Genomic DNA, 25749 nt, shown 5'->3' on the forward strand with positions numbered 1-25749 from the left:
GATGGCAAAGGCGAGAGGGTACAAAGGGTCCGTTCGGCCCATGGTGGCGACCGCGGTGTTCTGCCTCGTGCTCGTCGGGCTGGCGGCGCTGGGGTTTGCCTCCGAAGGTGGTGAGGGAGCCCACCATGTCGATACCGGCAAGCAGCTCAAGGATTTCATGTGGAGGGTTATCGACTTTGCGGCCCTGCTTGCGCTTCTTGTCTGGGCGCTCAAGAAGGCGAACGTCAAGGGTGCCCTCGGTGACCGGACTGCCGCCATAGAAAAGGCGCTTCGCGATGCGGAGACGGCCCGGGACGCGGCGGAGCGCAAGCTCGCCGAATACCGTGACAAGCTTGAGACGGCGAACAAGGAGGTCGATGAGATCTACGCCGGCATCCGCAGGGAAGGCGAGCTCGAGAAGGAGCGGATAATTGCCGAGGCTCAGGCCGCCGCGGAGAAGATCCGCGAACAGGCCTCCGCCGCCGCGAACCAGGAAATAGTGAAGGCAAAGGCCGAGCTTAGAGACGAGGCCGCCCGCCTTGCTGTACAAATGGCCGAACAGGCAATCCGGGAAAAGATCACGAAGGATGACCAGGATCGGCTTGCGAAAGACTATCTTACGAAGGTGGAGAGTTTACATTGATCTCGAACGCAATTGCACGTCGCTATGCCAAGGCTCTGGTGCAGCTTGGGGCGGAAGAGGGTGCGGTCGACCGGTTCGGCGCCGAGCTTGCCCGGGCTGCCGCGGTGCTGGGAACCAGCGTCGACCTTCGGTCGGTCCTCGGGAGTCCCGCGTACCGCATCGAGGCAAAACGGGAAATTCTCAGGGATGTAATCGCCAGATTGGATCTGTCGGGAAGCGTCGCGAACTTTCTTCAGGTACTTCTCGACCGGGGACGGATCGACTGCCTTTTCCAGATCGTAGAGAGCTACGAGTCCTTTGCCGATGATCTGTCCGGGGTGATCCGGCCGGTCCTCATGTCCGCCGTGCCCTTGGATGAGGCGCAGGTTGAGGAGATGAAGTCGGCTCTCGCTAAAGCTACCGGGAAAAAGGTGGTGCTTTCCGTCAAAGTCGACGCCACACTGATCGGTGGGGTGGTCACAAAGATTGGTGACAAGGTTTTCGACGGCAGCGTACGTACCCAGCTTGACAGGATTAGGGATATATTACAGAAGGGGTGAGAGGTTCCATGGAAATCAGAGCGGAAGAAATCAGCGAGATTATCAGGAAGCAGATCAAGGAGTACGGCAAAGAGGTGGAGGTTGCCGAGACCGGCACCATCATCTCGGTCGGTGACGGTATCGCCCGTATCCACGGCCTCGACAAGGCCATGGCGGGTGAGCTTCTGGAGTTCCCCGGCGGGGTTTCCGGCATGGTCCTCAACCTGGAAGAGGATAACGTCGGTGCCGCCATTCTCGGCGACTTCGAGGAGATCAAGGAAGGCGACTCCGTCAAGCGGACCGGCCGCATCGTCGAGGTTCCCGTCGGCGAGGCCCTTGTCGGTCGCGTGGTGAACGCCATCGGTCAGCCCATCGACGGCAAAGGCCCCATCAACAGCGACACCTTCCGCAAGGTGGAGGTGAAGGCCCCCGGCATCGTCAAGCGGAAGTCGGTGCACCAGCCGATGGCCACCGGCCTCAAGGCGATCGATGCGATGGTGCCGATCGGCCGCGGCCAGCGCGAGCTCATCATCGGCGACCGTCAGACCGGCAAGACGGCCGTTGCCATCGACACCATCATCAATCAGAAGGGTGGCGACGTCATCTGTATCTACGTCGCCATCGGCCAGAAGCGTTCGACGGTCGCCCAGGTTGTGTCGAAACTGCAGGAGCACGGTGCGATGGATTACACCATCGTTGTTGCCGCCACCGCCTCCGAGCCGGCGCCGCTGCAGTTCATCGCCCCGTATACCGGCGTCACCATGGGCGAATACTTCCGCGACGGCGGAAAGCACGCCCTCATAATCTACGACGACCTTTCCAAGCAGGCCGTTGCCTACCGTCAGCTTTCGCTCCTCCTTCGCCGTCCGCCGGGACGCGAGGCGTATCCCGGCGACGTCTTCTATCTCCACAGCCGTCTCCTTGAGCGTGCCGCCAAGCTTTCCGACGACTGCGGGGCAGGCTCCATCACGGCGCTGCCGATCATCGAGACCCAGGCGGGCGACGTTTCAGCGTACATCCCGACCAACGTCATCTCGATCACCGACGGTCAGATCTATCTTGAGACCGACCTCTTCTACTCCGGCGTCCGTCCCGCCATCAACGTCGGCCTTTCGGTTTCCCGCGTCGGCGGTGCCGCCCAGACCAAGGCGATGAAGCAGGTTGCCGGCACGCTTCGCCTTAACCTCGCCCAATACCGGGAGATGGCGGCGTTCGCCCAGTTCGGTTCGGACCTCGACAAGGCGACACAGATGCAGCTCGCACGTGGAGAGCGTCTGGTGGAAATTCTCAAGCAGCCGCAGTATCGTCCGCTTCCCTTCGAAAAGCAGGTTCTCGTCATCTTTGCGGCCAACAACGGCTACGTCGATGACTACCCCGTTTCGGTCCTCAAGCGGTACGAGGCGGAACTGTTGACCTTCTTCGACACGAGAAAGTCCGATGTCCTCGCCGACCTGCGCGAGAAGAAGGCCATCGATGACGAGCTGAAGGCCAAGGTCGCTGGCGCGCTCGACGAGTTCAAGAAGGAATTTACCGCGTAAGACAAGGACGGTGCTTCGCCCATGCCAAGCCTCAAAGCGATAAAAAAACGTATCACGTCTGTCAAGAACACCCGGCAGATTACCAAGGCCATGAAGATGGTGTCGGCGGCGAAGCTCCGTCGTGCCCAGGAAAACGTGGTGGCAGCCCGCCCCTATGCCCAGAAGCTGGGTGAAGTGCTTGAGCGCCTTGCCAAGAGCAGCGATGTGGAAGGGATTCCGCTTCTGGAAAAGCGGGTTGCCGAAAAGGCCCTCCTCATCGTAGTGACGTCGGACCGGGGTCTCTGCGGGGGATTCAACGCGAACATCTGCAAGGCTGCCGAGCGCTTTCTCAAGGAGAAGAAGAGCGAGTACTCCGAGATCAGCCTCCTGACCATCGGTCGGAAGGGGCACGATTTCCTCAAGAACCGGCACAGGATCTGGAAGAATTACGCCAATGTACTTTCGAGCCCCAACTACCAGATTGCGGCGCTGATCGCACGCGAGGTGATCGACGGCTTCCTCTCGGAAGAGTACGACGAGGTCTTCATCCTCTATAACGCCTTCCGTAGCGTCATGTCCCAGGACATCACCCTGACGCAGCTTCTGCCGATCGTCCCGCCGGCGGCTGAAGAGGAAGAACACGCACCCGAGTATCTCTACGAGCCGTCCAAGGGCGAGCTCCTGAAGGAAATCCTGCCGAAGCACATTGAGGTTCAGGTCTTCAGGGCACTTCTCGAATCCGTCGCCGCCGAGCACGGCGCACGGATGACTGCCATGGACAGTGCTTCCAAGAACGCCACGGAGATGATCGGCAAGCTGACCCTGCAGTACAACAGGGCACGTCAGGCAGCCATCACGAAGGAGCTGATGGAGATCATTTCTGGCGCCGAATCGATCAAGGGATAATAAACTTTCTGTTCGAATAGAAACGAGAGGCCAAAAGCGGCCGCAGGAGGAAAAGGGTACAATGAGCCAGAACATCGGAAAAATTTCGCAGGTCATCGGCGCCGTTGTCGACGTCGAATTCGAGCCGGGGAAGCTGCCGGCAATCTACAATGCTCTGAAGGTCACCAACCCGTCCATCGACGACCGCGAGCACAACCTGGTCCTTGAGGTTGCCCAGCATCTGGGTGAAAATGCGGTCCGGACCATCTCCATGGACTCTACTGACGGTCTCGTGCGGGGCCAGGAGGTTCTCGATACCGGCAAGCAGATTTCGGTTCCCGTCGGCCGCAAGACCCTCGGCCGCATCCTGAACGTCGTCGGCGAGCCGGTTGACGAGATGGGACCGGTCAATGCGGAAAAGGAGTACGGCATTCACCGTTCGGCTCCCGCCTTCGAGGACCAGTCGACCAAGGTCGAGGCGTTCACCACCGGCATCAAAGTCGTCGACCTCCTCGCTCCCTATGCCCGCGGCGGCAAGATCGGCCTTTTCGGTGGCGCCGGCGTCGGCAAGACCGTTCTCATCATGGAGCTCATCAACAACATCGCCAAGCAGCACGGCGGCTTCTCGGTCTTTGCCGGGGTCGGCGAGCGCACCCGTGAAGGGAACGACCTCTGGATGGAGATGAAGGAGTCCGGGGTTATCGACAAGGCATCCCTTGTTTACGGGCAGATGAATGAGCCCCCCGGGGCCCGCGCCAGGGTCGCCCTGACCGCCCTCGCCATCGCCGAATACTTCCGCGATGAAGAAAATCAGAACGTTCTTCTCTTCATCGACAACATCTTCCGGTTTACGCAGGCCGGTTCCGAGGTTTCGGCTCTCCTCGGTCGCATCCCCTCCGCCGTCGGTTACCAGCCGACCCTTGCCACCGAAATGGGCGAGCTCCAGGAGCGGATCACCTCCACCAAGAAGGGGTCCATCACCTCGGTTCAGGCCATTTACGTTCCGGCCGACGACCTGACCGACCCGGCGCCGGCTACGGCCTTTGCCCACCTCGACGCGACGACGGTTCTTTCCCGCCAGATCGCCGAGCTCGGCATCTACCCGGCCGTCGACCCCCTCGACTCCACCTCCCGGATCCTCGATCCCCAGGTTGTGGGGGACGAGCATTACAAGGTTGCCCGTGATGTGCAGTACGTCCTCCAGCGTTACAAGGACCTCCAGGACATCATCGCCATTCTCGGTATGGACGAACTCTCCGAGGAGGACAAGCAGGTCGTTGCCCGCGCCCGGAAAATCCAGCGCTTCCTCTCCCAGCCGTTCCACGTCGCCGAGGCCTTCACCGGCACCCCGGGCGTTTATGTCGAGCTCAAGGACACCATCAAAGGGTTCAGCGAAATCGTCGCCGGCAAGCACGACGATATTCCCGAGCAGGCATTCTACATGGTTGGCACCATTGAGGAGGCCCTTGAGAAGGCCAAGAAGCTTGCCGCTTAAATAACCCGTAACTGCCGGCCGCTCCTGGAGGCCGGCAGGCGCAAGGATAACGATAGATGGCTGAAAAGATAACGCTTGAACTGGTAACCCCGTATCGTAAGGTCCTGACTGAAGAGGTCGACGAGATCACCGCCACTGGTGCGCTCGGGGAATTCGGAGTTCTTCCCGGCCACGCGCCCCTTCTCACTTCCCTCAAAATCGGCGAGCTCAGCTACAAGAAGGGGGGGGGCGTTAGCCACCTTGCCCTCAACTGGGGGTATCTGGAAGTCAAGGACGACAAGGCGATCGTCCTCGTCGAGACCGCGGAGCGGGCCGACGAAATCGACCTTGAGCGGGCGAAGGCCGCCCTCGGCCGAGCGGAAGAGGCCTTGAAGAAGCTTACCATCGAGGATAAGGATTACCGGGTGATGGAGGCGGCCCTTGAACGCGCCACCATCCGGATGCAGGTGGCTGCCAAGGCTGCCCGCAAGTAGCGCAAAACTTACCCTACATTGAAAGAGCGGCCATGCCGCTCTTTTTTTTTGCAAGGCCGACGCAGCTTGCGGTTGGTACGCTCCATGGAGGTCGACATGCAAGAGCAGTTACCCCTAATCGCTGTCACGATGGGGGATCCTTCCGGAATCGGTCCGGAGATCATCGTGAAGGCCTTGGCACGGAAAACCGTTGCATCCGTCTGCCGCCCCCTTGTGCTAGGGGTCCGGGGAGCGTTCGAGCGGGCGCTCTCCATTACGGGGGTACGGCTCGAGATCGAGCCGGTGGGATCGACCCTGCCCCGGAAGTGGAAGGAGGGGACGATCTATCTCAGGGAAGTCGCCAAGCTTGGTCCCGATGACCTGATTCCGGGGCGGCCGACGCTTGCCGGGGGGGAGGCAGTGTTTCGCTGCATCGATGAGGCTGCCCGGCTTTGCCTCGACGGGACCGCTCAGGGAATGGCTACGGCGCCGATCAACAAGGAGGCGCTCAACCGGGCCGGGCACCACTATCCGGGTCACACGGAGCTGCTGGCCGAGCTCACCGGGACGGAAAAGTACGTGATGATGCTGGCGGGGAAGCGGCTTCGCGTAGCCCTGGTGACGATCCATGTGGCACTGGCGGACGTCCCGCGATTGGTGACGGTGGAGCGGGTCCTCGATACCATCCGAGTCACCCACCGAGACGTGCATCGCTATTTTCGCCCCCATCCGCGTATCGCCGTCCTCTCCCTCAACCCCCACTGCGGCGAAGGGGGGTTGTTCGGCGATGAGGAGTTGACGGTGATAGGTCCGGCGGTGGCGGCGGCCCGGGTGGAGGGAATCGATGCCGTAGGTCCTCTGTCGGCGGATACGCTCTTCCACTTTGCGGCCCGGGGGGAGTACGATGCCGTGGTCTGCATGTACCACGACCAGGGGCTCATTCCGCTGAAGCTTCTCCACTTCGACGACGGAGTGAACGTTACGCTGGGGCTACCGATCATTCGTACCTCGGTCGATCATGGCACCGCCTATGATCTGGCCGGGACGGGGAAGGCCTCGGAACTAAGCATGTGCGCTGCCATCGAGATGGCGGCCGCCATGGCCCGCGTCCGCGGGTCGGGCGCCGCCGCGGAATAAGAAGGAGCATCGACGCCATGGGAAAGAAGAAAATTGCGCTTGCCGTGGGGGGGCTCGTCGTTGCCTACGCCTGCTATATCGGCGTGTCGCTCATGTTTCTTCCGCCGGTGGGAACCCTTCAGAACCGCAGGACGAACCTGACCATCCAGGTGAAGGATTGGCAGGGGAACTACCATCCATACACCGTGGGGCCGAAGAACCGGTACTGGACCCCTTCGGGGAGCATCCCGGCGGAGATGAAGTGGGCGGTGATCGTGGCGGAGGACGCCAATTATTACAAGCACGAGGGGATCGACGTCAAGGCGATCAAGAATGCCATCAAGTACGATCTCGAAAAGAAGAGCCTCGCCCGGGGGGCCTCGACCATTACCCAGCAGGTGGTGAAGAATCTCTTCCTCTCCAGGGAAAAGACCATCAGCCGGAAAATCAAGGAGCTCGTTCTGGCCAAACGGATGGAGGAGGAGCTGACGAAGGGGCGGATCATGGAACTCTACCTGAACGTGGTGGAGTTGGGCCCCATGGTCTACGGGATCGGCCATGGGGCACGGTACTACTTCGGCAAGCCGGCCTCCGCCCTTACACCCCGGGAATGCGCGTTTCTGGCCGCCATGCTCCCCGGCCCCCGCGTCGCCTACAATCCCTACAAGAACCTGGGGAAGGTCGTCAAGCGTTCGGACATGATCCTCCGCCTGCTGAGGAGCAAGGGAGTGCTCTCCGAAGGGGAGTACCGGGTGGCTCTGCAGCAGATGCCCAACATCGCCGGTCTGCAGCGGAAGGTAGACGAGAGCATCGAGAAGGAGGTGGTCCCCTTCCAGAATGTCACGGCTGCCATCGTCCCACGGGAGCCGGTGCCCACGCCGATCCCCGAGGGAGAGAGCTCCTCCCGGGAGGCGCCGGCAGCGCCGCCGTCTGCCGAGCCGGCCGGGGCGGCCCCCGGGGGGGAAGGCAATGGTGCAGCTCCGCCCGTTCGGGAGGAGCCGAAATAGAAAAGGGCGGGGTTTTCCCCGCCCTTCTTGCATCGAGCCTGTGGCGTGACAGATTGCGTCCGGATGCTCCCGCCTATACGCGATACCCCTCGATGGCCGGGTCCGAAAACTCGTTGGGGACGACGACAATCCGCTCGCTGCCGTCGATCACCACCTTCACCCGGCAGTCGTTCCCGGGTTCGGCCTTGGTGTAGCGCAGCAGGATCTTCGCGGCAGTCTCAAGGAGCGCGTCGGCCACCGTTCCCATAAGGACGCCGAGGGGGCTCGACCCGTCGATCCAGCGCAGGGTCGCCTCCCCCGGCTGGATGTTGCGGGAGAGGAGCTCATTCTCCGCTTCGTTGCGGCCGATGAGGACCTTGGTCCGCGGACCGACCCGGAAATGGCGCCCTGTCTTGAGGAGGCGGAAATCGCGCAGGTTTAGCTGGTCCGAGTGGCCGAAGACGTCGCGCACCTTGGAGACGAAGGAGACTTCGGTCAGGAGGCATCCCCCGGCGGGGCAGGGGTAGTTCTTCACGTCGAGCTCCTCGGCCAACTGCATCTGCTCCTTGCGGGAGCGCCCCTGGATGGCGAGAAGCTTCTCCCGGTCGACCCACCCTTCCCGTTCCGCTATGGTCGGCTCGAAATGCCTGGCCGAGAGGGGACGCAGAAGGAGCCCCTCCAGGCCGCTCTCCCGCTCGATGACCCGGAGGGTGTCGCGGCGCTGGCTCATGGGACGCTGGCCGAGCACCTCGCCGGTTATCACGAAATCGGCGCCGCTCTCTGCCATGTACTCCTTCGCCTTCCGAAGGAGGAAGATGCGGCAGTCGACGCAGGGATTCATCGCCTTGCCGTAGCCGTGTTTCGGGCGGCGGACGACTTCAAGATAGTCGGCCCCCTTGTTCATTACCTTGATCGGGATGCCGAACTCTTCGGCGACGCGCACCGCCTCGGATTTGCAGCCGGCGCTCTTGGCGGTGCAGGTGCAGAAGGGGGAGGTGAAATTGAGGGCCTCTACCTCGATCCCCTGTTCAAGCATCACCTTGACCGCAAGGGTGGAGTCGAGACCCCCCGAGAGGAGGGCAAGGGCTTTTCGTTTCATGGTCGCTCCTGGGGCGCCATCACGGACCTGGAAGGGTGGGACGGTCTGGTACGGGGCCGGATTTTTGCATCAGGCTAACACAACGCTCGCCGGGATGTAAAGGGTGGCGGGCGAAAAAGGTCTCAAGAAACGGCCCGCTCCGACCGATGGTTACAAGAGGAGGGAATAAAATGGAAAGCATCGTCAAGGAAGGGTCCCTCGGATCCATTCTCTTCAAGTGCCAGATCATCAGCGAAGACGACATCCGGGCGGCCCTGGAGGAACAGGTGCAGACGGGGTGCCGCTTCGGCGAGGCGCTCGTCAAGCTCGGCATCGTCACCCAGGAGGATATCGACTGGGCGCTCTCCAACCAGCTCAATATCCCCTACGTGCGGCTCAAGCCGGCCATGGTCGACCGGGGGACCGTGGCGCTCGTCCCCGCGGCGCTGGCCCGCCAGCACAACCTGATGCCGCTCATCCGCGCCGGCGACGAGCTCAGCATCGCCATCGCCGACCCTCTCAACAAGGCGGCCGTCGCGGCGGTCGAACAGGCCACCGGCTGCACGGTCTCCATCTCGGTGGCGCTGATCCGGGAAATCCGCGAGATGCAGGATGAGTTCTACGGTCCCTCGGAGACGGCCGAGAGCCTCGGTTTCGTCTCGGCGAACTTTCCCGCCGCTGCCCTCGACGCCATCAATCGCGACCTCTCCGGTGCGAAGCTCATCGACTACCTTCTCCTCTTCATCGTGCAGCAGAAGCTGTCGTCCCTCTCGCTTTACCCCGTGGGGGATGCCGTTGTCGTTGCCGCCCGCCGTGGCGGACAGACGCGGGAGATCGGGCGGCTATCCCCCTGTCACTATCCCGAAGTGGTCCTGCGGGTCAGAAAGCTCGCCAGGATTGCCGGCGCCGGGGAGTTTGCCGCCCGGGGCGAACTCAGCTTCGCCTGGAAGGGGAAGACGATCGCGTTTCAGGCGGCACTCCTGCGGGGAGAGGGGGGAGATCACCTCACGTTCAGGGTGCATATCGCGGCACCGTATCCCGCGGGAGTGGCCGACCTCGGGCTCTCCGCGGAAAAGGCGCGGAGTTTTGAAGCGCTGGCAGCCGCGCAGAGAGGGATGATCCTGGTGGGGGCCCGGGAACCGGAGCTTCGCTGCCGGATGATCGACCTCTACCTCCAGGAGCACGAAACGGCCGCCAAGACGGTCATAGTGCTGGGAAGCGGGCCGGGGCAGGGGGAAAAGCGGTTTCCGCGCATCCCCCTTTCACCGGGGGCAGACCTTGGAGAAGTGCTCCTGGCGGCGCTGGAGCAAGACCCCGACCTCGTCGTCATGGAAGATGCGACCGACGGGCGCGCCTTTTCCGCCGCCTGCAAGGCGGCGATTCGCGGCAAGCTCGTGGTGGCCGGTGTGGCGTTGGGCGACATCGTCTCCCTGTTCCGGCAGCTCCTTTCCTTCCGCGACCGCCATCATCTCGCCCCGGCATACCTTCGGGGAGTGCTCGTCGCCAGGGAGGTCCGCACCCTCTGCCCGGACTGCCGGCGCAGTGAACCCTGCACCCCGGAGGAGGCGAAGACGCTGCGGCTCGGCGGGGGAGGAAGCTGCCACCGGGCCGTAGGGTGCCCCTCCTGCGATCAGACCGGGATCGGGGGAAAGCGCTGCCTCGTCGACGTATTGGCAATCGACGAGGAGAGTCGCAGGCACTTCGAAACCGCTCCCACGGCGGAGGCATTCCTGGACTTCGCGAAGTCCCGCGGATGGCGCGGGGTGGAGGAGGATGCGCGGGATCTCCTCGCCTCCGGCGACCTCTCGCCGGAGGAGTTCGCGGCTTCCCTATTCACATGAGGAACTTGCAAAACGTCATGAGGAGGCCGGTATGCAAGGCGCAAGCGAGCGAGGGAGCGAGGCGTACCCGTTGGTACGTTGAGCTTTCGAGCGAGCGGCAACCGCAGACCGGCCCCGCAATAGTTTTGCAAGAGCCTCACATGACGGAGACGTATCCATGGCACGCATAGACGCACTGTTCAAAATGCTCAAGGAGCAGGGGGCATCGGACCTTCACCTCTCCTCCGGGACCCCCCCGATTTTCCGGCTTCACGGGGAGATGGCCCGCCAGAACTTCAAGCCCCTCACCCATGAGGAGCTGAAGGTCATCCTCTACGAAATCCTCACGGAGAAACAGATCGCCGAGTTCGAGGCAAAGCGCGACCTCGACTTTGCCTATGCGCTTCCGGGGCTTGCCCGCTTCCGGGGGAACTATCTGATGACCCACCGCGGGATCGCGGCGGTATTCCGGATCATCCCGAGCAAAATCCTGTCGGCCGACGACCTGAACCTCCCGGAGGGGGTGCGGAGGATGACCCAGTTCAAGAAGGGACTAGTGCTCGTCACCGGCCCCACCGGTTCGGGGAAATCGACCACCCTGGCGGCGATGATCGATCTCATCAATGCCACTCGCAAGGAGCACATCCTGACCCTGGAGGACCCGCTGGAGTTCATCCACGAGAACAAGATGTCTCTGCTGAACCAGCGCCAGATCGGGGAGCACTCCGAAAGCTTCTCCAACGCACTGCGGGCGGCCCTGCGGGAGGACCCCGACGTGATCCTCGTCGGCGAGATGCGGGACCTGGAGACCATCAGCCTCGCCATGAGCGCCGCCGAGACCGGCCACCTCGTCTTCGGGACGCTCCACACCAACTCGGCGGCCAAGACCATTGACCGGATCATCGACGTCTTCCCGAAGGATTCCCAGGAGCAGGTCCGGGCCATGCTCTCCGAGTCCCTCAAGGGGGTCGTCTGCCAGCAGCTCCTCAAGACCGCCGACGGCAAGGGGCGGGTGGCGGCCCTGGAGATCATGCTCGGCACCCCGGCCATCGGCAACCTGATCCGGGAAGCGAAGACCTTCCAGATCCCCTCCATCATCCAGACTGCCAAGAAAGACGGCATGCAGCTCATGGATCAGCATCTGCTCGACCACCTCAAGATGAAGAAGATTGCCCCGGAGGAGGCGTACCGCTGCGCCCAGGACAAGAAGCAGTTCGAGCAGTACCTTCCGGAGAAATCTGCGCAATAGCTCGGTGGACCACGTCGAGGAACCTCTCCCGTTTCATGCTGGTGGCGGAAGCTGGTCGCGTAGGCCTCAGTCTCGGTCGGGGAAAAAAACCTTGCGCGACGTTGCCCGCCATGGTATAAACGAAATTCTCTGTGTCGGGGCGTAGCGCAGCCTGGTAGCGCACCTGCTTCGGGAGCAGGGGGTCGGAGGTTCAAATCCTCTCGCCCCGACCAGCTTTACCCGCTGTACCTGAGGAGGCCACCCGTCTGGGTGACCTCCTTTTTTAGTTGTGCTGCTCCGTTAGTCAACTGCTTGCGGTGCCGAGAAAATGGTTGTCACGGTCCGGGCGAAATGCTAGGTATCAATGGTTGCCAGTAGTTTTCGGGAGGGAAGCGCCGCTATGTTTCGCAGCCTGCACGAGTTTCTCGGGGAGCTCGAACGCCTTGGGGAGCTGCACCGGGTGGGAAGCGAGGTCGATCCGAGGTTTGAGATCGCCGCCATCACCGACCGGGTCTGCAAGTCGTCCGGCGGCGGAAGGGCGCTCCACTTCGAAAGGGTGCGGGGAAGCGACATCCCGGTGGCGACCAACCTCTTTGGCTCCCCCAGGCGGATGGCGGCGGCTCTGGGGGTCTCGACCCTGGAATCCCTGACGGTGCGCATGGAGGAGCTTCTCGGCCCGGCGGCGGGAGAGGGTGCCATTGACGAGCTGGCCGCGCCGTTTGCCGCCAATGTGCTAAAGCGGTTTCTGTCTGTGACAGTGACGGCCGCGCCGTGTCAGGAGATCGTCGAAACCGTCCCTGATCTATCCCGTTACCCCTTTCTCACCTCCTGGCCTGGTGACGGCCACCCCCATGGTGACGGCCGTTTCATTACCCTCCCGCTGGTTATCACCCGGGATCCCGGGACCGGTTGCGCCAACTGCGGCATGTACCGGGTCTGGATAGCCGGGGAGCGGAGTGCCGGCATCCGCTGGTATGCCGGCAGGGGAGGGGAGCGCCACAGTCGCCGGTACCGCGAGCGGGGTGAACGGATGCCGGTGGCGGTGGCGGTGGGAGGAGATCCGGCCCTGGCCCTGGCCGCCATGCTCCCCCTGCCCGAAGGGGTCGACGAGATGCAGTTCGCCGGTTGGCTGCGGGGGGCTCCTGTGGAGATGGTCCGCTGCCGGACGAGCGAGCTGCGGGTTCCGGCCGGGGCTGAGCTCGTCATCGAAGGATTCGTGGAGCCGGGCGATACGATCCTGGACGGTGCCTTCGGCAATTACACCGGCTTTTATGCGCCTGCGGCCCAGGTTCCCCACCTCCGGGTCTCCTGCGCGACCCGGCGCGCGGATTGCGTCTACCCCGCCACGGTGGTGGGACCTCCTCCCATGGAGGATTGCCATCTGGCGCAGGCTGCGGCTATGCTCATGCGTCCCCTTTTTCTCCGCCGCTGGCCCGAGATCGTCGACATCTCCTTTCCGACGGAGTGGATTTTTCACGGCGGGGCCATCGTCTCGGTCCGAAGCGAAGCGGCGGTCCGCGCCAAGGAGCTTATGGCGAAGCTGTGGGAGTCGGAACTGATGGGGACTTCGCGGCTCATCGTCGTGGTGGACGAGGAGACGGACGTCCGCGACCTGTCCCAGATCGCCTGGCGGATCGTGAATCTCCCCGACTGGCGAAGTGACCTGGTCGTCTCCGCGCGGGAGCGGGGAACGCCCCTCTTCCCCTGGCTCGGGAGCAGGCTCGGGATAGACGCCACCCGCTGCGGCGGGGGGGGAGCGAGGCCCCCGGCGCTGGGAATGGGGGAGGAGATTCGTCGCCTGATCGATAAACGGTGGGGGGAATACGGTTTGTGAGACCTGGCCGCGTTGTATGGCTCTGGGCGCTCTGCGTCGGGGTTCTCCTCATCTCGGGATGTTACCATCTGCGCCTGGAGGCGACCCCTCTCGATGTGCGGCGGTTCGAGGTCCCCCGGCCGCCGGATGACGTCTATGCTGCCGTGAAATGCCTGCTGGCGCGCGAACGGTACGAGTTCGAGCAGGAGGAGGGGAAGGAGAGGCTCCTTGTGACGGGGTTTCGCCACTTTGCCACCCGCGCGGGGGGGCTCACCCTGCCGGAGGGGGGGCGGCTCTACTTCCACCGGCTTAGGGTCACGGTCCGGGAGGCCGCGGGGGGAAGCGAGGTGGCCGTAGAGTCGGTGGACCTGGAGATCCGCTCCAGTTATGCATACGACGAGGGGGGGAAGGTCAATTACTTCATGAAGCGCTACCCCTACGAGCACTATCCCGGCATGTTCGACCTCGATGTCGTCAACAGGGAGCTGAACGGCGTGAAAAGGGAGCTGGAAACCGCCCTGCGCGCGGGAGTGGGAAATGGTCAGTGACGAGCGGATCGGGACAGATATGGTGAAAAAGATAGCCGTCTTTCTGGAGATGATCAAATTCTCCCACACGGTTTTTGCGCTGCCGTTCGCGTTCACCGGGGCGATTCTGGCTGCCCGGGGGCTCCCCACGGCGACCCAGGCGTTCTGGATCCTGATGGCGATGGTGGGGGCCCGGACCGCCGCCATGGGGCTGAACCGCCTCATCGACGCGGAGATCGACGCCCGCAACCCCCGGACCGCCGGCCGCGCCATTCCGGCGGGGCTCATCGGCAAGGGGACAGTGGGGCTCTTCATCGTCGCCTCGGTCCTGCTCATGCTCCATGCGGCCCACCGCCTGAACCCCCTCTGCCTCTACCTGTCGCCGGTGGCGCTTTTCTTTCTCGTACTCTACTCGTACTGCAAACGGTTCACGGCGTTCGCCCACCTGGTCCTCGGCATCTGCCTCGCCGCGGCGCCGCTCGGGGCGTGGATAGCCATCCGGGGGAGCGTGGGGGTGCCGGCCATGCTCCTCGGCCTCGCGGTCCTCTTCTGGGTCGCGGGGTTCGACATCCTCTACGCCCTGCAGGACCTGGAGTTCGACCGGGCAAGCGGCCTCCACTCCATCCCGGTGCGGCTAGGCGTGAACGGTTCGCTCCGGACCGCCCGCCTCTTTCACGGGGCGATGGTCCTTCTCCTGGCGCTCCTCGTTCCCGTTGCCGGCCTGGGAGGGTGGTTCGTGGCCGGCTTTGCCCTCTGTGTCGCCATGCTCCTCTACGAGCACTGGCTGCTGCGGGGCGGGGATCTCTCCCGGCTTGACGCCGCGTTCTTCAACATGAACGGCTACATCAGCATCACCCTCTTCGTCGCCACCCTCGTTGACGTGCTGGCGGGGAGGGGGAGCGCATGATGGGGCGGCACGTGGTCCTTGCCCTTACCGGCGCATCGGGCGCGGCCTACGGCCTGCGGCTCGGGGGAGAACTGCTGCGGGGGGGGCACCGGGTTTCCTTCCTGGTGAGTCGGCCGGGATTTGTCGTCCTGCGCGAGGAGTGCGGCCTTGACTGGGAGGGGGAACCGCACGCCGTCGCCGCCCGCCTCGCCGCCCATTACGGGGCGAGCGCCGGAACCTTTCGCTACTATGCCGACGACGATCTCCTGGCCCCCATTGCCAGCGGGTCCCGCGCCCCCGACGCCATGGTGGTCTGCCCCTGCTCCATGGGGAGCCTTGCCCGGATCGCCGCCGGCCTCTCAGGCACCCTCATCGAGCGTTGCGCCGACGTGGCGCTCAAGGAGGGGCGCCCCCTCGTCCTCGTCCCGCGTGAGACGCCGCTCTCCCCCATCCACCTGGAGAACATGCTGAAGCTCGCCCGGCTCGGGGTCCGGATCGTCCCGGCCATGCCCGCCTTCTACCAGAAACCCGCAACGGTGGATGATCTCGTGGCGTTCGTGGCCGGCAAGGTCCTGGATCAACTGGGGGTGGAGCATGACCTCTTCGCGAGGTGGGGCGCGGGAGGGGAGAATCTGCTCCCGGGGGAACAACCATGACATCTCTTTCTGCCATAACCGACAAGGTCAAAGCCGGTGAGCGGATCACCGGCGAGGAAGCCCTGTTCCTCTTCGAGTGCCGGGATCTCATCGCCGTGGGAGAGCTGGCCGCCGCCGTCAACCGGCGCCGCAACGGCGACCGGGTCTTCTTCAACGTGAACCGCCACATCAACCACACGAACATCTGCGTGAACCGCTGTGCCTTCTGCGCCTTCTCCCGCACCCCCGACGAGCAGGGGGCATACCTCTACGACCTGGAGGAGATCCGCAACCGGGCCGTGGAAGCGTACGCCCAGGGAGCCACCGAGATCCACATCGTCGGCGGCCTCCACCCGGACCTCCCCTTCGAGTTCTACCTGGAGATGCTCCGGACCGTGAAGGGGGTCTCCCCCTACCTCCACGTGAAGGCGTTCACCGCCGTGGAGATCGACTACCTGGCTCGGATCGCGGGGCTCTCCCTCGCCGAGACCCTGCGGGAGCTGAAAGGGGCGGGGCTCGGTTCCCTTCCCGGCGGCGGGGCGGAGATCCTGGGGGAAGCGGTGCGGCAGAAGCTCTGCCCCGAGAAGATCTCCGGCGAGCGGTGGCTCGCCGTCATGGAGGAGGTCCACCGGGCGGGGCTAAAGTCCAACGCCACCATGCTCTTCGGCCACATCGAGAGCTACGCCGACCGCATCGACCACATGCGGCGGCTGCGGGAGCTCCAGGACCGCACCGGGGGGTTCCAGGTCTTCATCCCCCTCGCCTTCCAGAAGGAGAACAACCCCCTCGGCCACCTGAAGCGCCCCGGCCCCGGCGGGGTCGATGCCCTGAAGACCCTGGCCGTGGCCCGCATCTACCTCGACAACTTCGCCAACATCAAGGCCTACTGGGTCATGCTCGGGGTGAAGATCGCCCAGACGGCCCTCGCCTTCGGGGTGAACGACCTGGACGGCACCGTGGTGGAGGAGCGAATCGGCCACGACGCCGGCGCCGCCTCTCCCCAGACCATGGGGCGCGACGAGATCACCTCCCTCATTCGCAAGGCCGGCCGGGTGCCGGTGGAGCGGGATACCCTCTACAACGAGCTGCGGGTGTACTGATGACGACGCGTGCACTGGAAAAGAGCGAGCGGGGCGAAGCCCTCACCCGCGCCGAAGCGCTGGACCTCCTGACCACCGGCGACCTCCTTGCCCTGGGGCGGCTTGCCGACGGCATCCGTCGCCGGATGCACCCGGAAGAGACGGTTACCTTCGTGGTGGACCGCAACGTGAACTACACCAACGTCTGCGAGTCAAAATGCCGGTTCTGCGCGTTCTACCGCGACCTCGGGGCGCCGGACGCCTACCTCCTCGGCGAGGAGACGATCTACGCCAAGATCGCCGAGCTGGTGGCGCGCGGAGGGACCCAGCTCCTGATGCAGGGGGGGCTTCACCCCCAGCTCGGCATCGAGTGGTTCGAGGCGCTCTTCCGGGGGATCAGGGAGCGCTTTCCCCGGGTGCAGAACCACTCCCTCTCGCCGGCGGAGATCACCCAGATCGCCGCCATCTCGAAGCTCGCCATCCCCGAGACGATCCGGCGGCTGCGGGAGGCGGGGCTCGACTCCATCCCCGGCGGCGGGGCCGAGATCCTGGTGGACAGTGTCCGGCAGGCGATCTCCCCCAAGAAGATCGGCTGGGAGGGGTGGGCGGCGGTGATGCGGGAGGCGGCGCGGCAGGGGATGCCGACCACCGCCACCATGATGTTCGGCAGCACGGAGCGCCCTGAGGATATCGTGGAGCACCTCTTCCGGATCCGGGAGCTCCAGGCCGCGGGGGGCTCCTTCACCGCCTTCATCCCCTGGACCTACCAGCCGGGGAACACCGAGTTGGGGGGAAAGACCGCCACCGGCGTGGAGTACCTGAAGGTGCTGGCCCTCTCCCGGATCGTCCTCGACAACATCCCGAACATCCAGGCGAGCTGGGTGACCCAGGGGGCCGCCATGGCCCAGGTGGCGCTCTTCTTCGGTGCCAACGACCTGGGGGGTACCATGCTGGAGGAGAACGTGGTCGCCGCCGCCGGCTGCACCTTCCGGATGAGTCTGGAAGAGATGGTGGAGCTGATCAGGGAGGCCGGCTTCCGGGCGGCCCAGCGGACCACCCTCTACCGGATCATCCGGGATTTTTAGAGATTCACCTCCCCGAACCAATTATCACGACTGGAGATTTCCTTGTCTGACACCACCGTTTCACCCGAGATCATCACCACCGCCAACGGGGTCCGCCAGCTCGCCCAGCGCCTCGACCGGGAGCCCCTGGTTGCCTGCGACCTGGAGGCCGACTCCATGCATCACTACCAGGAGAAGGTCTGCCTTCTCCAGTTCGCGGTGCCGGGGTATGCCGCCATCGTCGACCCCCTTGCCGTCCCCGACCTCTCCCCCCTGGCGCCGCTTTTCGCCGATGCCTCACGGCGCAAGGTCTTCCACGGCGCCGATTACGACATCCGGTCGCTGCACCGCGATTTCGGCATCGAGGTGAACAGCCTCTTCGACACCATGATCGCATGCCAGTATCTGGGGGAGCGGGAATTCGGCCTGGCGGCGGCGCTTCGCAAGCGCTTCGGGGTGGAGCTCGACAAGCAGTACCAGCGGGCCGACTGGAGCCGCCGCCCCCTCAGCGCGGGGATGATCGAGTACGCCGTGAAGGATACGACGCTCCTCATCGAGCTCTATCGGCAGTTGGAGGGTGAGTTGCGGGAGAGGGGGCGGCTGGCGTGGGTGGAGGAGGAGTGCGTGCTTCTCACCCGGGTGCGGATGGCGCAGCGCGGCGATGAGCCGCTTTTTCTGCGGTTCAAGGGGGCGGCCCGGCTGGACCGGCGGACCCTGGCGGTGCTGGAGGAGATTCTCCGGTTCCGTGACCGGCGGGCGCGGCAGGCCGACGTGCCGCCGTTCAAGATCCTCGGGACCGAGACGGTGCGGGAGCTGGCCGAGAAGCGCCCCCGGTCGGCCGGCGAACTTGCCGGGATCGCGGGGATTACGGAGAAGGTGGCGGCACGCCACGGTGAAGGGATTCTGCAGTCGGTGGAGAAGGGGATGGCCGTCCCGGAACGGAGCCTGCCGCTCTACCCCCGGGAGGAGCGCCGCCGGCTGAGCGGCCCCGAGGAGCAGTGGCTGAAGGCCCTGAAGGGGTGGCGCGAGAAGGAGGCGGCGCGGCTGGGGATCGACATGGGGTATCTGGCCAACAACGCCCTCCTGGAGCAACTGGCCGTCGTCGCTCCCCGCTCTGACGCGGAGCTTGACGCCATCGGCCTGCGGCAATGGCAGAAGCGGGAGTTCGGCCCGGCGATCCTGGCACTCCTCGCCGCCGTCCGGTAAGCGCGCCCCCCTCTACCCCTTCTTGTCGTCCGGCTCCCCGAAAAGCGAATCGAACTCGTCGGACGAGAATGGATCAAGCTCGACCTTTGGTCCCGCGGCGGGAGGGGGTTCGGGCTTTTTCTCCGCCTCCTCCCACTCAAAGCTCTCCAGCTCGAAGGAGGCGGGCGCCTCCTCCGCCGGGGGGGTGGCCGACGCCGGCTTGATGGCGAACCCTCCGAGCGGATCCGTTGGCGTGTCCCACGGATTTTCCAGTTCGACGCCGGCCGAGGTGTCGGCCACCGCTGCGGCCAGCAGCGGGTCGGGAGCGTCGGTCTCCAGAAGACTCGCAAATCCGTCATCGGCGCTGCTCTCCGCATCGAAGGAGGAGGGAGAAGCCGCCGTCGTGACTTCCCCGGTCGGTTCGTCGAAGGAGAAGTCGGCGAAGGAAGGTTCGGCAGCCGCGGCGGGAGGGGGTTCGGGCGCGGCGGTCGGTTCGAGGTCGAAGGAGAAGGTCTCCTCCGCCGGTGCCGGTTTGGCGGTTTCGGCAAAACCGAGATCGAGGTCGGGGAAGATGTCGTCCCCCGGCTTCGGCGGGGGAGGGGAGGGGGGGGTCGGGGACTCCCACGTGAACGATTCATCCGCCGGGGCCGGTGGCGCGTCGAGGGGGGAAACCATCGCCGCCGGGGTCACCACGGCCGCAGCCGCCGCGACAGCCGGAACGACGATGGGGCGGATGCCGTGGCTCATCTTGAACCCGGCCAGATCGTGGTTGCATTTCCTGCAGGTGTCGAGAAACTCGAAGCTGTTATACCCGCACTTGGGACATTTCATCGGCTGATGCTCCTTGCGCGGGACAACGTCGCTGCACTGTCCCGCTATGTCGTTGGTCCTGCGCTTCCGAGGTCGCCGAACAGATACTGTAAAATCGCCACGATGGCTATCCCCGCGGTTTCGGTCCGCAGGATCCGCCGGCCGAGGGTAACCGGAACGAATCCCCCCCGCCGGGCAAGGTCGGCCTCTTCGGGAGCGATCCCCCCTTCGGGGCCGACGATGACCGCGATGCTCTCCGGAAGGGGGGTGGCGGTAAGGAGGTCCCGCAGGCCGGTGAGCCGCTCCTCCTCCCAGAGAAGGAGCCTCAGGTCGTGGTCAGCCTCGTCGGCCACCGCCCCCATGCCGGGGGCAAACCGCACCGCCGGGACGACCCCCCTCCCTGCCTGGCGGGATGCCTCTTCGGCGACCCGTTGCCAGCGGCGGATTTTTTCCGCTTCCCGCTCCCCGGCGATGCGGCTGACGGAACGGGCCGCCTGGAACGGGACCACCTCGGTTACCCCGAGTTCAGTACATTTCTGCAAGATGAGTTCCATCTTGTCCCCCTTCGGCACTCCCTGGTAGAGGGTGATGCGGGGGGCCGCATTGAACGGCGCCGCGGCGCGCCGCCGGGTGATGGCCACCCGAAGGCTCTCCCGTCCGATCTCCCGGATGATCCCCGTGCATTCGCAGCCGCGGCCGTCGGCGAGCTGGACGCGAGTGTCAATTTTCAGGCGCAGCACCTTCGCCATGTGACGAAAAAGGTCGCCGCGCACCTCGACGGTGTCTCCCGAGAGGTCCGCTCCGGGGAGGATGAAGCGGCGCACGCTACGCTCCCCTCCGGTAGACGAGGCAGCTCCATTCGCCGTCGTGGCGGGCCGACCGGAAGGAGAGGCCGGTGGCGGCGAAGCCGGCGAGGACGAACTCTTCCCGCTCCCGGAGAATCCCAGAGAGGACGAGGAAGCCGCCGGGGGCGACCTTCACCGCCAGCTCCCCCGCCATCCGGACCAGGTCTTCGGCGAGGATGTTTGCAAGGGTCACGGCAAAGAGCCCCGGGAGGGCCGCCAGGGGGGTGGTGACGAGCTCGACGGTGTCGGCGACGCCGTTCAGGGCGCAGTTCTCCGCCGCCACGGCCACGGCGTCGGGGTCGATATCGGTCCCGACCACGCGGCGGGCGCCGAGCTTGGCGGCGGCGATGGCCAGGATCCCCGACCCGGTCCCCACATCGAGCACCGCCAGGGAGGAGGCGTCGGCCGCCGGGAGCGTGGCAACGATTTCCTCCAGGGCTTCAAGGCAGAGCCGGGTGGTCGGGTGCGTGCCGGTGCCGAAGGCCATGCCGGGGTCGAGCTCGATCACCAGGTCTCCGGGGAGGGGGGCGAACGGCTCCCAGGTCGGCTTGATCACGAGGTGTCTGCCGATGCGTGCCGGCGCGAAGTGCTGGCGCCATCCCGTGGCCCAGTCTTCCTCACGGATCATGGTGACGCTGGGGGTGGGGATGCTGTCGGCCCCGAACCGTGGGCCGTTCTCCCGGAGAAACTGCTCCAGCTCGGCGATCCGGGCATCGAGCCCGTCGCCGGGGGCGAAATAGCCCCGCACGGTCTTGACCGGAGATTCCCGGATCGTGTCGATGGAGAAGGTGTCTACCTCCAGATTGTCGATGCTGACGCCGTTTCCCGTCAGCTCGACGAGGTAGTCGGCGACGAGGTCGACCATGGCGGCGGGGATCTCGCAGCAGACCTCTGCCCAGACTTTGTTCATGGATGCTCCTATGCAGGAAATTCGCCGTTGTGGGGCGCGGCGGGCCCAAAAGATGAGCTAACGTAGCAGAACTAAAAGGGTAAGACAATAAAAACCTTGACAAATCCGTCCGGGCGCGGTCTAATTCTCATTAGAAATGGTTTCGGGGTGAGGGATGGAGCTTGAGAGCTTGAAACGAGAGATCGTGGCGTTCGTGGAGCGGCGCAAAGACGACTTCTGCGCCATTGCCGACGAACTCTTCCGTCACCCCGAAACGGGCCTCGACGAGGTGCGAAGTTCGGCGCTCCTTGCCGGTTTTCTCGTGAGGGAAGGTTTCCGGGTGACGCGGGGGGAGGCCGGTCTGCCGACCGCCTTCCGGGCCGAGTACGGAGAGGGGGAGCCGGCCATCGTCCTCATCGCCGAGATGGACGCCCTTCCCGTCATGGGGCACGCCTGCGGCCATAACGTGATCGCTGCCGCGGCCATCGGGGCCGCCGCCGCCCTGCGGAGCTTCCTTCCCGCCGACGCGGCCCGGATCGTGGTCCTCGGCACGCCGGCGGAAGAGATCGGGATCGGCAAGGTGGAGATGATCCGCCACGGCCTCTTCGACGATATCTCCTTCGCCCTCATGGTCCACCCCTCGTCGCGCCGCTATGTGATCAAGGAGTACCTCGGGCTCGCCAAGGTCCGGTTCACCTTCTTCGGAAAGCCGGCCCACGCCGCGGCGTACCCCGAGGAGGGGATCAACGCCCTCGACGCCGTGCTCCAGACCTTCAACGCCATCAACGCCCTGCGCCAGCAGCTCCGGCAGGATGTGCGGGTCCACGGGATCGTGACCGAAGGGGGGATTGCCCCCAATATCATTCCGGAACGGGCCGCCGCCTATTTCTACGTCCGCGCCGACGACCTGGCCGAGCTGGAGCGGGTGAAGGGGCGTGTCGTCGCCTGCGCCGAGGGGGCGGCAACGGCCACCGGCTGCCGGCTCCAGGTGGAGGACGACCCCCGGGTTCTCGCCCCCCTCAAGGTCAACCGGACGTTTTCGGCACTCTACTCGGCCCAGCTTGCGTACCTGGGGCTTCAGGAGTCGGATGCGCCTGCCGATAAGAACAGGGGGTCGTCGGACATCGGCAACGTCTCCCAGATCGTGCCGACGATACATCCCCACGTCCCGATCGGCGACGGGATCCAGATCCACAGCGAGGAGTTTGCCCGGGCCACCGTCTCCGAGCGGGGGAGGGCCGCCGTGGCGGAGGGGGCGGCCGCCCTGGCGCTGACCGCTGTCGAGTTGGTCCTGCGGCCGGAAATCCGGGAAAAAATCAGGGCGGAATTCAATGGATAAACAACAATTTTTGCCTGAACGGAAAAACATGGTATACATAGCTTAATGAAAATGAGATCGGCTCGGGGACGGTGAGGCAGAAGGGACCATGAAACATATCTATCTCTTTTCCGATGCAACCGGTGAGACCGTGGAGCGGGTGGTCCGCGCGGCCCTCTCCCAGTTCCGGGACGTGGAGGTCCGTTTTCACCGGATGAGCCGCATCAGGAGCCGCGAAGACGTCCGTCACTCCCTCGAAGAGGTCCTGAAGGAGCGGGGGATCGTGGTCTATACCCTGGTCGACACCGAACTGGCCCAGCTTCTGCGCGACGAGGCCGAGGCCCATGGCCTCCAGTCGGTGGACCTGATTAGCCCCCTCCTCTACAAGCTCTCCGATTTCTTCGGGGTCCCTCCCCAGAAGGAGCCGGGGCTCCTGTACCAGCTCAATGCCGAGTACCACAAGCGGGTGGAGGCGGTCGACTTCACGGTCAAGCACGATGACGGCCAGGATCCCCGGGGGCTCGCCAAGGCCGATTTTGTCCTGGTCGGGGTATCGCGCTCCTCCAAGACCCCTCTCTCCATGTACCTGGCCCACAAGGGGTACCGGGTGGCGAACGTCCCCCTGGTGAAGGGGATCGAGCCGCCGCCGGAACTCTTCAAGGTGAACCCGAACCGGGTGGTGGGGCTCATCATCGACCCCCACCGGCTCGTGGAGATTCGCTCGGCGCGGCTTCGCAACCTGGGACAGAGTGCCCGCGGAAGCTACGCCGCCCTTGAAAAGGTGGAAGAGGAACTCGATGCCTGCCGTCGGCTCTATCGGCGCAACCCCCAATGGCTGGTCATCGACGTGACGAGGAAGTCGGTGGAGGAATCGGCGGCGGAGATCCTGCAAAGGTTGAACGAGTGACGGTTCAAGAGACAAATTGCTGTTGCACGCTGGCACTTTAGAGAAAGAGAGGGATGAACAATGAGAATTCTCGTGGTTGAAGACGAAAAGAAGGTTTCCAGCTTCATCAAGCGGGGGCTTGAGGAGGAGAAGTATGAGGTCGATACCGCCTTCAACGGTGAGGAGGGGCTCAAGATGTCCCTCGACAAGGGGTACGACCTGGTCGTCCTCGACGTTATGCTCCCGAAGAAGGACGGCCTCAGCGTCGTGCGCGAGATGCGGGAGAAGGGGTCCGCGACGCCTGTGCTGATGCTGACCGCCAAGGATTCGGTGGACGACATCGTGGCGGGGCTCGACTCCGGCTCCGACGACTACCTCACCAAACCGTTCGCGTTTGCCGAGCTTCTGGCGCGGGTGCGGGCGCTCATCCGCCGCAGCGAGCAGGACCGCGGAGCGGAGATCCACTTCGCCGACTTGCGGCTCGACCCGGTGACCCACAAGGTCTGGCGCAAGGACAAGGAGATCGACCTGACGGCGAAGGAGTACGCGCTCCTGGAGTACTTCATGCGCAACCCGAACCAGGTCCTGACCCGCACCATGATCGCCGAGCATGTCTGGGACTATACCTTTGACAGCTTCACCAACATCATCGACGTCTACGTCAACTACCTGCGAAAGAAGATCGACCGCGATACCGACAAGAAGCTCATTCACACCGTGCGGGGGGTCGGTTACATCCTCAAAGAGGAGGAGTAGTTCTTGCTCTTCCGCTCGATCCGCTTTTCCCTGACCCTCTGGTACGCGGTCACGCTGGCGGTCATTCTCGTCCTCTTCAGCTCCTTCATCTATCTGGTCCTCGGAAACCAGCTGAACAAGGGGGTCGACCATGAGTTGCTGACCATCGCCGAGGCGGTTGCCAGCCCGACGCTGGAGCCGTTCCGCCGCTCGGGGCCGTCGGTCTTCGACCAGGTGCTGGAGGACTTCATCGGAGAAAAACTGAGGGGGAAGTACGTCCAGGTCCTCGACCCCGCCGGACAGGTCGGCGCCTCTTCGAAAAACCTCGAAGAGCTGCGGATTCCCCTCAGCAAGAGGGCGCTGCAACGGTCCGTCGAGGGAAAGGTGACCTACGAGACGAAGGTCAACCTCGACATCTATCCGGTCCGGACCATTACCTACCCGATCCTCGCGGACGGGAAGCTGCTCCAGATCGTCCAGGTCGGCGCCTCCATGAAGCTGTCGGCGGAGACCCTCGACAAGGTGCTCCTCGTTTTTGCCGTTTCCATTCCCCTGTCGCTCCTTCTCTGGAGTCTGGGGGGGTGGTTCCTGGCGGGAAGGGCACTGAAGCCGGTGGATATCATTACCCGCAGCGCCCAGAAGATCACCGCCGAAAACCTGGGGCTGCGGCTTGAGGTCGCCAACCCCCGGGATGAGATTGGCCGGCTGGCGGAGACGTTCAACGACACCCTCGAACGGCTGGAGAACGCCTTCACCCGGATCAGGCAGTTTTCGGCCGACGTCTCCCATGAGCTGCGGACCCCCCTTACCATCCTGCGGGGGGAGACGGAGGTGGGGCTGCGCTGGGCCAAGGAGCCGGAGGAGTTCCGGGAGCTCTTTCAGAGCAATCTGGAGGAGATCAACCGGATGTCGAAGATCATTGAGTGTCTTCTCGACCTCTCCCGGGCCGAAGAGGGGGGGATGCGGCTGGAGCTTGCGGAAGTCGATCTGGCGGATGTCCTGGAGGGGCTGGTCCAGCAGGCGCGGCTCATCGACCCCGGCAAGGGGCTCAGGATCGGCTTTGCGGCCGAAGAGCCGGTGGTGGTCCGGGGTGACTGGCTCAAGCTGCGTCAGGTCTTCATGAACCTCATCGACAATGCGGTGAAGTATACCCCCGCCGGAGGCGAGATCTCCGTGGCCCTCGACACCAACGGCGGGCTGGCGCGGGTCGCGGTGATCGATAGCGGCGCGGGGATTCCCGCCGCCGACCTTTCCCATATCTTCGAGCGATTCTACCGGGTTGACAAGGCCCGTAACCGGGCCGACGGCGGCGTCGGCCTCGGCCTCTCCCTGGCCAGGACCTTCATCGAGGCCCACGGCG

25 protein-coding genes and 1 tRNA gene are annotated in these 25749 nt (G+C 64.5%); 22 read left to right on the forward strand and 4 right to left on the reverse strand.

Annotated elements, in window-relative coordinates:
* Window positions 1–40 precede the first annotated feature (40 nt).
* From M6689_RS09195 to M6689_RS09230, 8 genes are all read left to right on the forward strand, one after another.
* Complete coding sequence (locus M6689_RS09195; RefSeq protein ID WP_298270637.1) at window positions 41–622, forward strand: ATP synthase F0 subunit B; 582 nt, start codon at window positions 41–43, stop codon at window positions 620–622.
* Window positions 619–1161 carry an ATP synthase F1 subunit delta gene (gene atpH, locus M6689_RS09200; RefSeq protein ID WP_298270588.1) on the forward strand — a complete coding sequence of 181 codons (543 nt, stop codon included), beginning with the start codon at window positions 619–621 and terminating at the stop codon, window positions 1159–1161. The genes M6689_RS09195 and atpH overlap by 4 nt, the downstream gene beginning before the upstream one ends.
* Before the next feature lie 8 nt (window positions 1162–1169).
* The gene (atpA, locus tag M6689_RS09205; protein WP_298270590.1) at window positions 1170–2678 is read left to right on the forward strand and encodes a F0F1 ATP synthase subunit alpha; all 1509 of its coding nucleotides are present in this window, start codon (window positions 1170–1172) and stop codon (window positions 2676–2678) included.
* A gap of 21 nt (window positions 2679–2699) precedes the next feature.
* A complete protein-coding gene (gene atpG / locus M6689_RS09210; protein ID WP_298270592.1) occupies window positions 2700–3563 on the forward strand; it encodes an ATP synthase F1 subunit gamma in 864 nt (287 codons plus the stop codon).
* A 61-nt stretch (window positions 3564–3624) separates the two neighbouring features.
* Entirely contained in the window at window positions 3625–5037 is a 1413-nt protein-coding gene (gene atpD / locus M6689_RS09215) for a F0F1 ATP synthase subunit beta (protein ID WP_298270594.1), read from the forward strand.
* Window positions 5038–5093: 56 nt separating this feature from the next.
* Window positions 5094–5510: a F0F1 ATP synthase subunit epsilon gene (locus tag M6689_RS09220; RefSeq protein WP_298270596.1), complete on the forward strand. Its 417-nt coding sequence runs from the start codon at window positions 5094–5096 to the stop codon at window positions 5508–5510.
* A 96-nt stretch (window positions 5511–5606) separates the two neighbouring features.
* Window positions 5607–6626, forward strand: a complete 1020-nt coding sequence (gene pdxA, locus M6689_RS09225) for a 4-hydroxythreonine-4-phosphate dehydrogenase PdxA (protein ID WP_298270598.1) — start codon at window positions 5607–5609, stop codon at window positions 6624–6626.
* 17 nt (window positions 6627–6643) lie between these two features.
* A complete protein-coding gene (locus M6689_RS09230; protein WP_298270599.1) occupies window positions 6644–7612 on the forward strand; it encodes a transglycosylase domain-containing protein in 969 nt (322 codons plus the stop codon).
* A gap of 73 nt (window positions 7613–7685) precedes the next feature.
* Here the strand turns inward: M6689_RS09230 and M6689_RS09235 are convergent, their stop codons facing one another.
* A complete protein-coding gene (locus tag M6689_RS09235; RefSeq protein ID WP_298270601.1) occupies window positions 7686–8690 on the reverse strand; it encodes a hypothetical protein in 1005 nt (334 codons plus the stop codon).
* A 170-nt stretch (window positions 8691–8860) separates the two neighbouring features.
* Between M6689_RS09235 and M6689_RS09240 the strand changes: the two genes are divergently transcribed.
* The 10 genes from M6689_RS09240 (at window position 8861) to M6689_RS09285 (ending at window position 18927) form a co-directional block, all read left to right on the forward strand.
* Complete coding sequence (locus M6689_RS09240) at window positions 8861–10510, forward strand: pilus assembly protein PilB (RefSeq protein WP_298270603.1); 1650 nt, start codon at window positions 8861–8863, stop codon at window positions 10508–10510.
* A 157-nt stretch (window positions 10511–10667) separates the two neighbouring features.
* Window positions 10668–11738, forward strand: coding sequence for a type IV pilus twitching motility protein PilT (locus M6689_RS09245; protein WP_298270605.1), 1071 nt, complete (start codon window positions 10668–10670; stop codon window positions 11736–11738).
* 135 nt (window positions 11739–11873) lie between these two features.
* Window positions 11874–11950 (forward strand) — tRNA-Pro (locus tag M6689_RS09250).
* Window positions 11951–12117: 167 nt separating this feature from the next.
* A complete protein-coding gene (locus M6689_RS09255) occupies window positions 12118–13551 on the forward strand; it encodes a UbiD family decarboxylase (protein WP_298270607.1) in 1434 nt (477 codons plus the stop codon).
* Window positions 13548–14078, forward strand: coding sequence for a hypothetical protein (locus tag M6689_RS09260; protein WP_298270609.1), 531 nt, complete (start codon window positions 13548–13550; stop codon window positions 14076–14078). Before M6689_RS09255 ends, M6689_RS09260 begins: the two co-directional genes overlap by 4 nt.
* Window positions 14068–14964, forward strand: a complete 897-nt coding sequence (locus tag M6689_RS09265; RefSeq protein ID WP_298270611.1) for a 4-hydroxybenzoate octaprenyltransferase — start codon at window positions 14068–14070, stop codon at window positions 14962–14964. Before M6689_RS09260 ends, M6689_RS09265 begins: the two co-directional genes overlap by 11 nt.
* Window positions 14961–15599, forward strand: a complete 639-nt coding sequence (locus tag M6689_RS09270; RefSeq protein ID WP_298270613.1) for a UbiX family flavin prenyltransferase — start codon at window positions 14961–14963, stop codon at window positions 15597–15599. Before M6689_RS09265 ends, M6689_RS09270 begins: the two co-directional genes overlap by 4 nt.
* Window positions 15596–16678, forward strand: a complete 1083-nt coding sequence (gene mqnE, locus M6689_RS09275; RefSeq protein ID WP_298270614.1) for an aminofutalosine synthase MqnE — start codon at window positions 15596–15598, stop codon at window positions 16676–16678. Before M6689_RS09270 ends, mqnE begins: the two co-directional genes overlap by 4 nt.
* A complete protein-coding gene (gene mqnC, locus M6689_RS09280) occupies window positions 16678–17742 on the forward strand; it encodes a cyclic dehypoxanthinyl futalosine synthase (protein WP_298270616.1) in 1065 nt (354 codons plus the stop codon). Before mqnE ends, mqnC begins: the two co-directional genes overlap by 1 nt.
* Before the next feature lie 42 nt (window positions 17743–17784).
* A complete protein-coding gene (locus M6689_RS09285; RefSeq protein WP_298270618.1) occupies window positions 17785–18927 on the forward strand; it encodes a ribonuclease D in 1143 nt (380 codons plus the stop codon).
* 12 nt (window positions 18928–18939) lie between these two features.
* On the opposite strand, the gene M6689_RS09290 is transcribed toward M6689_RS09285, so the two are convergent.
* From M6689_RS09290 to prmA, 3 genes are read right to left on the reverse strand one after another with little or no spacing between them, the layout of a single operon-like run.
* Window positions 18940–19737, reverse strand: a complete 798-nt coding sequence (locus M6689_RS09290; RefSeq protein WP_298270620.1) for a hypothetical protein — start codon at window positions 19735–19737, stop codon at window positions 18940–18942.
* Between the two features lie 44 nt (window positions 19738–19781).
* Window positions 19782–20540, reverse strand: a complete 759-nt coding sequence (locus tag M6689_RS09295; protein WP_298270622.1) for a 16S rRNA (uracil(1498)-N(3))-methyltransferase — start codon at window positions 20538–20540, stop codon at window positions 19782–19784.
* A 1-nt stretch (window position 20541) separates the two neighbouring features.
* A complete protein-coding gene (gene prmA / locus M6689_RS09300; protein WP_298270625.1) occupies window positions 20542–21471 on the reverse strand; it encodes a 50S ribosomal protein L11 methyltransferase in 930 nt (309 codons plus the stop codon).
* 169 nt (window positions 21472–21640) lie between these two features.
* On the opposite strand from prmA, the gene M6689_RS09305 reads away from it, so the two are divergent.
* The 4 genes from M6689_RS09305 to M6689_RS09320 all read left to right on the forward strand — a co-directional run.
* Window positions 21641–22789 carry a M20 family metallopeptidase gene (locus M6689_RS09305; RefSeq protein WP_298270627.1) on the forward strand — a complete coding sequence of 383 codons (1149 nt, stop codon included), beginning with the start codon at window positions 21641–21643 and terminating at the stop codon, window positions 22787–22789.
* Between the two features lie 88 nt (window positions 22790–22877).
* On the forward strand, window positions 22878–23675 hold the full coding sequence (locus M6689_RS09310) for a pyruvate, water dikinase regulatory protein (RefSeq protein ID WP_298270629.1): 798 nt from the start codon (window positions 22878–22880) through the stop codon (window positions 23673–23675).
* Window positions 23676–23735: 60 nt separating this feature from the next.
* A complete protein-coding gene (locus M6689_RS09315) occupies window positions 23736–24410 on the forward strand; it encodes a response regulator transcription factor (RefSeq protein WP_298270631.1) in 675 nt (224 codons plus the stop codon).
* A 3-nt stretch (window positions 24411–24413) separates the two neighbouring features.
* Window positions 24414–25749, forward strand: a 1336-nt coding sequence (locus tag M6689_RS09320; RefSeq protein ID WP_298270633.1) for an ATP-binding protein, incomplete at its 3' end; no start/stop codon positions are given.

The sequence above is a fragment of the Geobacter sp. genome (assembly GCF_027327745.1).
GTDB lineage: Bacteria > Desulfobacterota > Desulfuromonadia > Geobacterales > Geobacteraceae > Geobacter.

Excerpts from the sequence above, each read along its gene's own strand:
- prmA (WP_298270625.1), bottom strand. The coding sequence starts at position 21,471 with ATGAACAAAGTCTGGGCAGAGGTCTGCTGCGAGATCCCCGCCGCCATG.
- M6689_RS09310 (WP_298270629.1), top strand. The coding sequence starts at position 22,878 with ATGAAACATATCTATCTCTTTTCCGATGCAACCGGTGAGACCGTGGAG.
- M6689_RS09235 (WP_298270601.1), bottom strand. The coding sequence starts at position 8,690 with ATGAAACGAAAAGCCCTTGCCCTCCTCTCGGGGGGTCTCGACTCCACC.
- atpA (WP_298270590.1), top strand. The coding sequence starts at position 1,170 with ATGGAAATCAGAGCGGAAGAAATCAGCGAGATTATCAGGAAGCAGATC.
- M6689_RS09270 (WP_298270613.1), top strand. The coding sequence starts at position 14,961 with ATGATGGGGCGGCACGTGGTCCTTGCCCTTACCGGCGCATCGGGCGCG.
- M6689_RS09290 (WP_298270620.1), bottom strand. The coding sequence starts at position 19,737 with ATGAAATGTCCCAAGTGCGGGTATAACAGCTTCGAGTTTCTCGACACC.
- M6689_RS09245 (WP_298270605.1), top strand. The coding sequence starts at position 10,668 with ATGGCACGCATAGACGCACTGTTCAAAATGCTCAAGGAGCAGGGGGCA.
- atpD (WP_298270594.1), top strand. The coding sequence starts at position 3,625 with ATGAGCCAGAACATCGGAAAAATTTCGCAGGTCATCGGCGCCGTTGTC.
- M6689_RS09255 (WP_298270607.1), top strand. The coding sequence starts at position 12,118 with ATGTTTCGCAGCCTGCACGAGTTTCTCGGGGAGCTCGAACGCCTTGGG.
- M6689_RS09240 (WP_298270603.1), top strand. The coding sequence starts at position 8,861 with ATGGAAAGCATCGTCAAGGAAGGGTCCCTCGGATCCATTCTCTTCAAG.
- atpG (WP_298270592.1), top strand. The coding sequence starts at position 2,700 with ATGCCAAGCCTCAAAGCGATAAAAAAACGTATCACGTCTGTCAAGAAC.
- mqnE (WP_298270614.1), top strand. The coding sequence starts at position 15,596 with ATGACATCTCTTTCTGCCATAACCGACAAGGTCAAAGCCGGTGAGCGG.
- M6689_RS09220 (WP_298270596.1), top strand. The coding sequence starts at position 5,094 with ATGGCTGAAAAGATAACGCTTGAACTGGTAACCCCGTATCGTAAGGTC.
- pdxA (WP_298270598.1), top strand. The coding sequence starts at position 5,607 with ATGCAAGAGCAGTTACCCCTAATCGCTGTCACGATGGGGGATCCTTCC.
- M6689_RS09195 (WP_298270637.1), top strand. The coding sequence starts at position 41 with ATGGTGGCGACCGCGGTGTTCTGCCTCGTGCTCGTCGGGCTGGCGGCG.
- M6689_RS09265 (WP_298270611.1), top strand. The coding sequence starts at position 14,068 with ATGGTCAGTGACGAGCGGATCGGGACAGATATGGTGAAAAAGATAGCC.
- mqnC (WP_298270616.1), top strand. The coding sequence starts at position 16,678 with ATGACGACGCGTGCACTGGAAAAGAGCGAGCGGGGCGAAGCCCTCACC.
- M6689_RS09315 (WP_298270631.1), top strand. The coding sequence starts at position 23,736 with ATGAGAATTCTCGTGGTTGAAGACGAAAAGAAGGTTTCCAGCTTCATC.
- M6689_RS09230 (WP_298270599.1), top strand. The coding sequence starts at position 6,644 with ATGGGAAAGAAGAAAATTGCGCTTGCCGTGGGGGGGCTCGTCGTTGCC.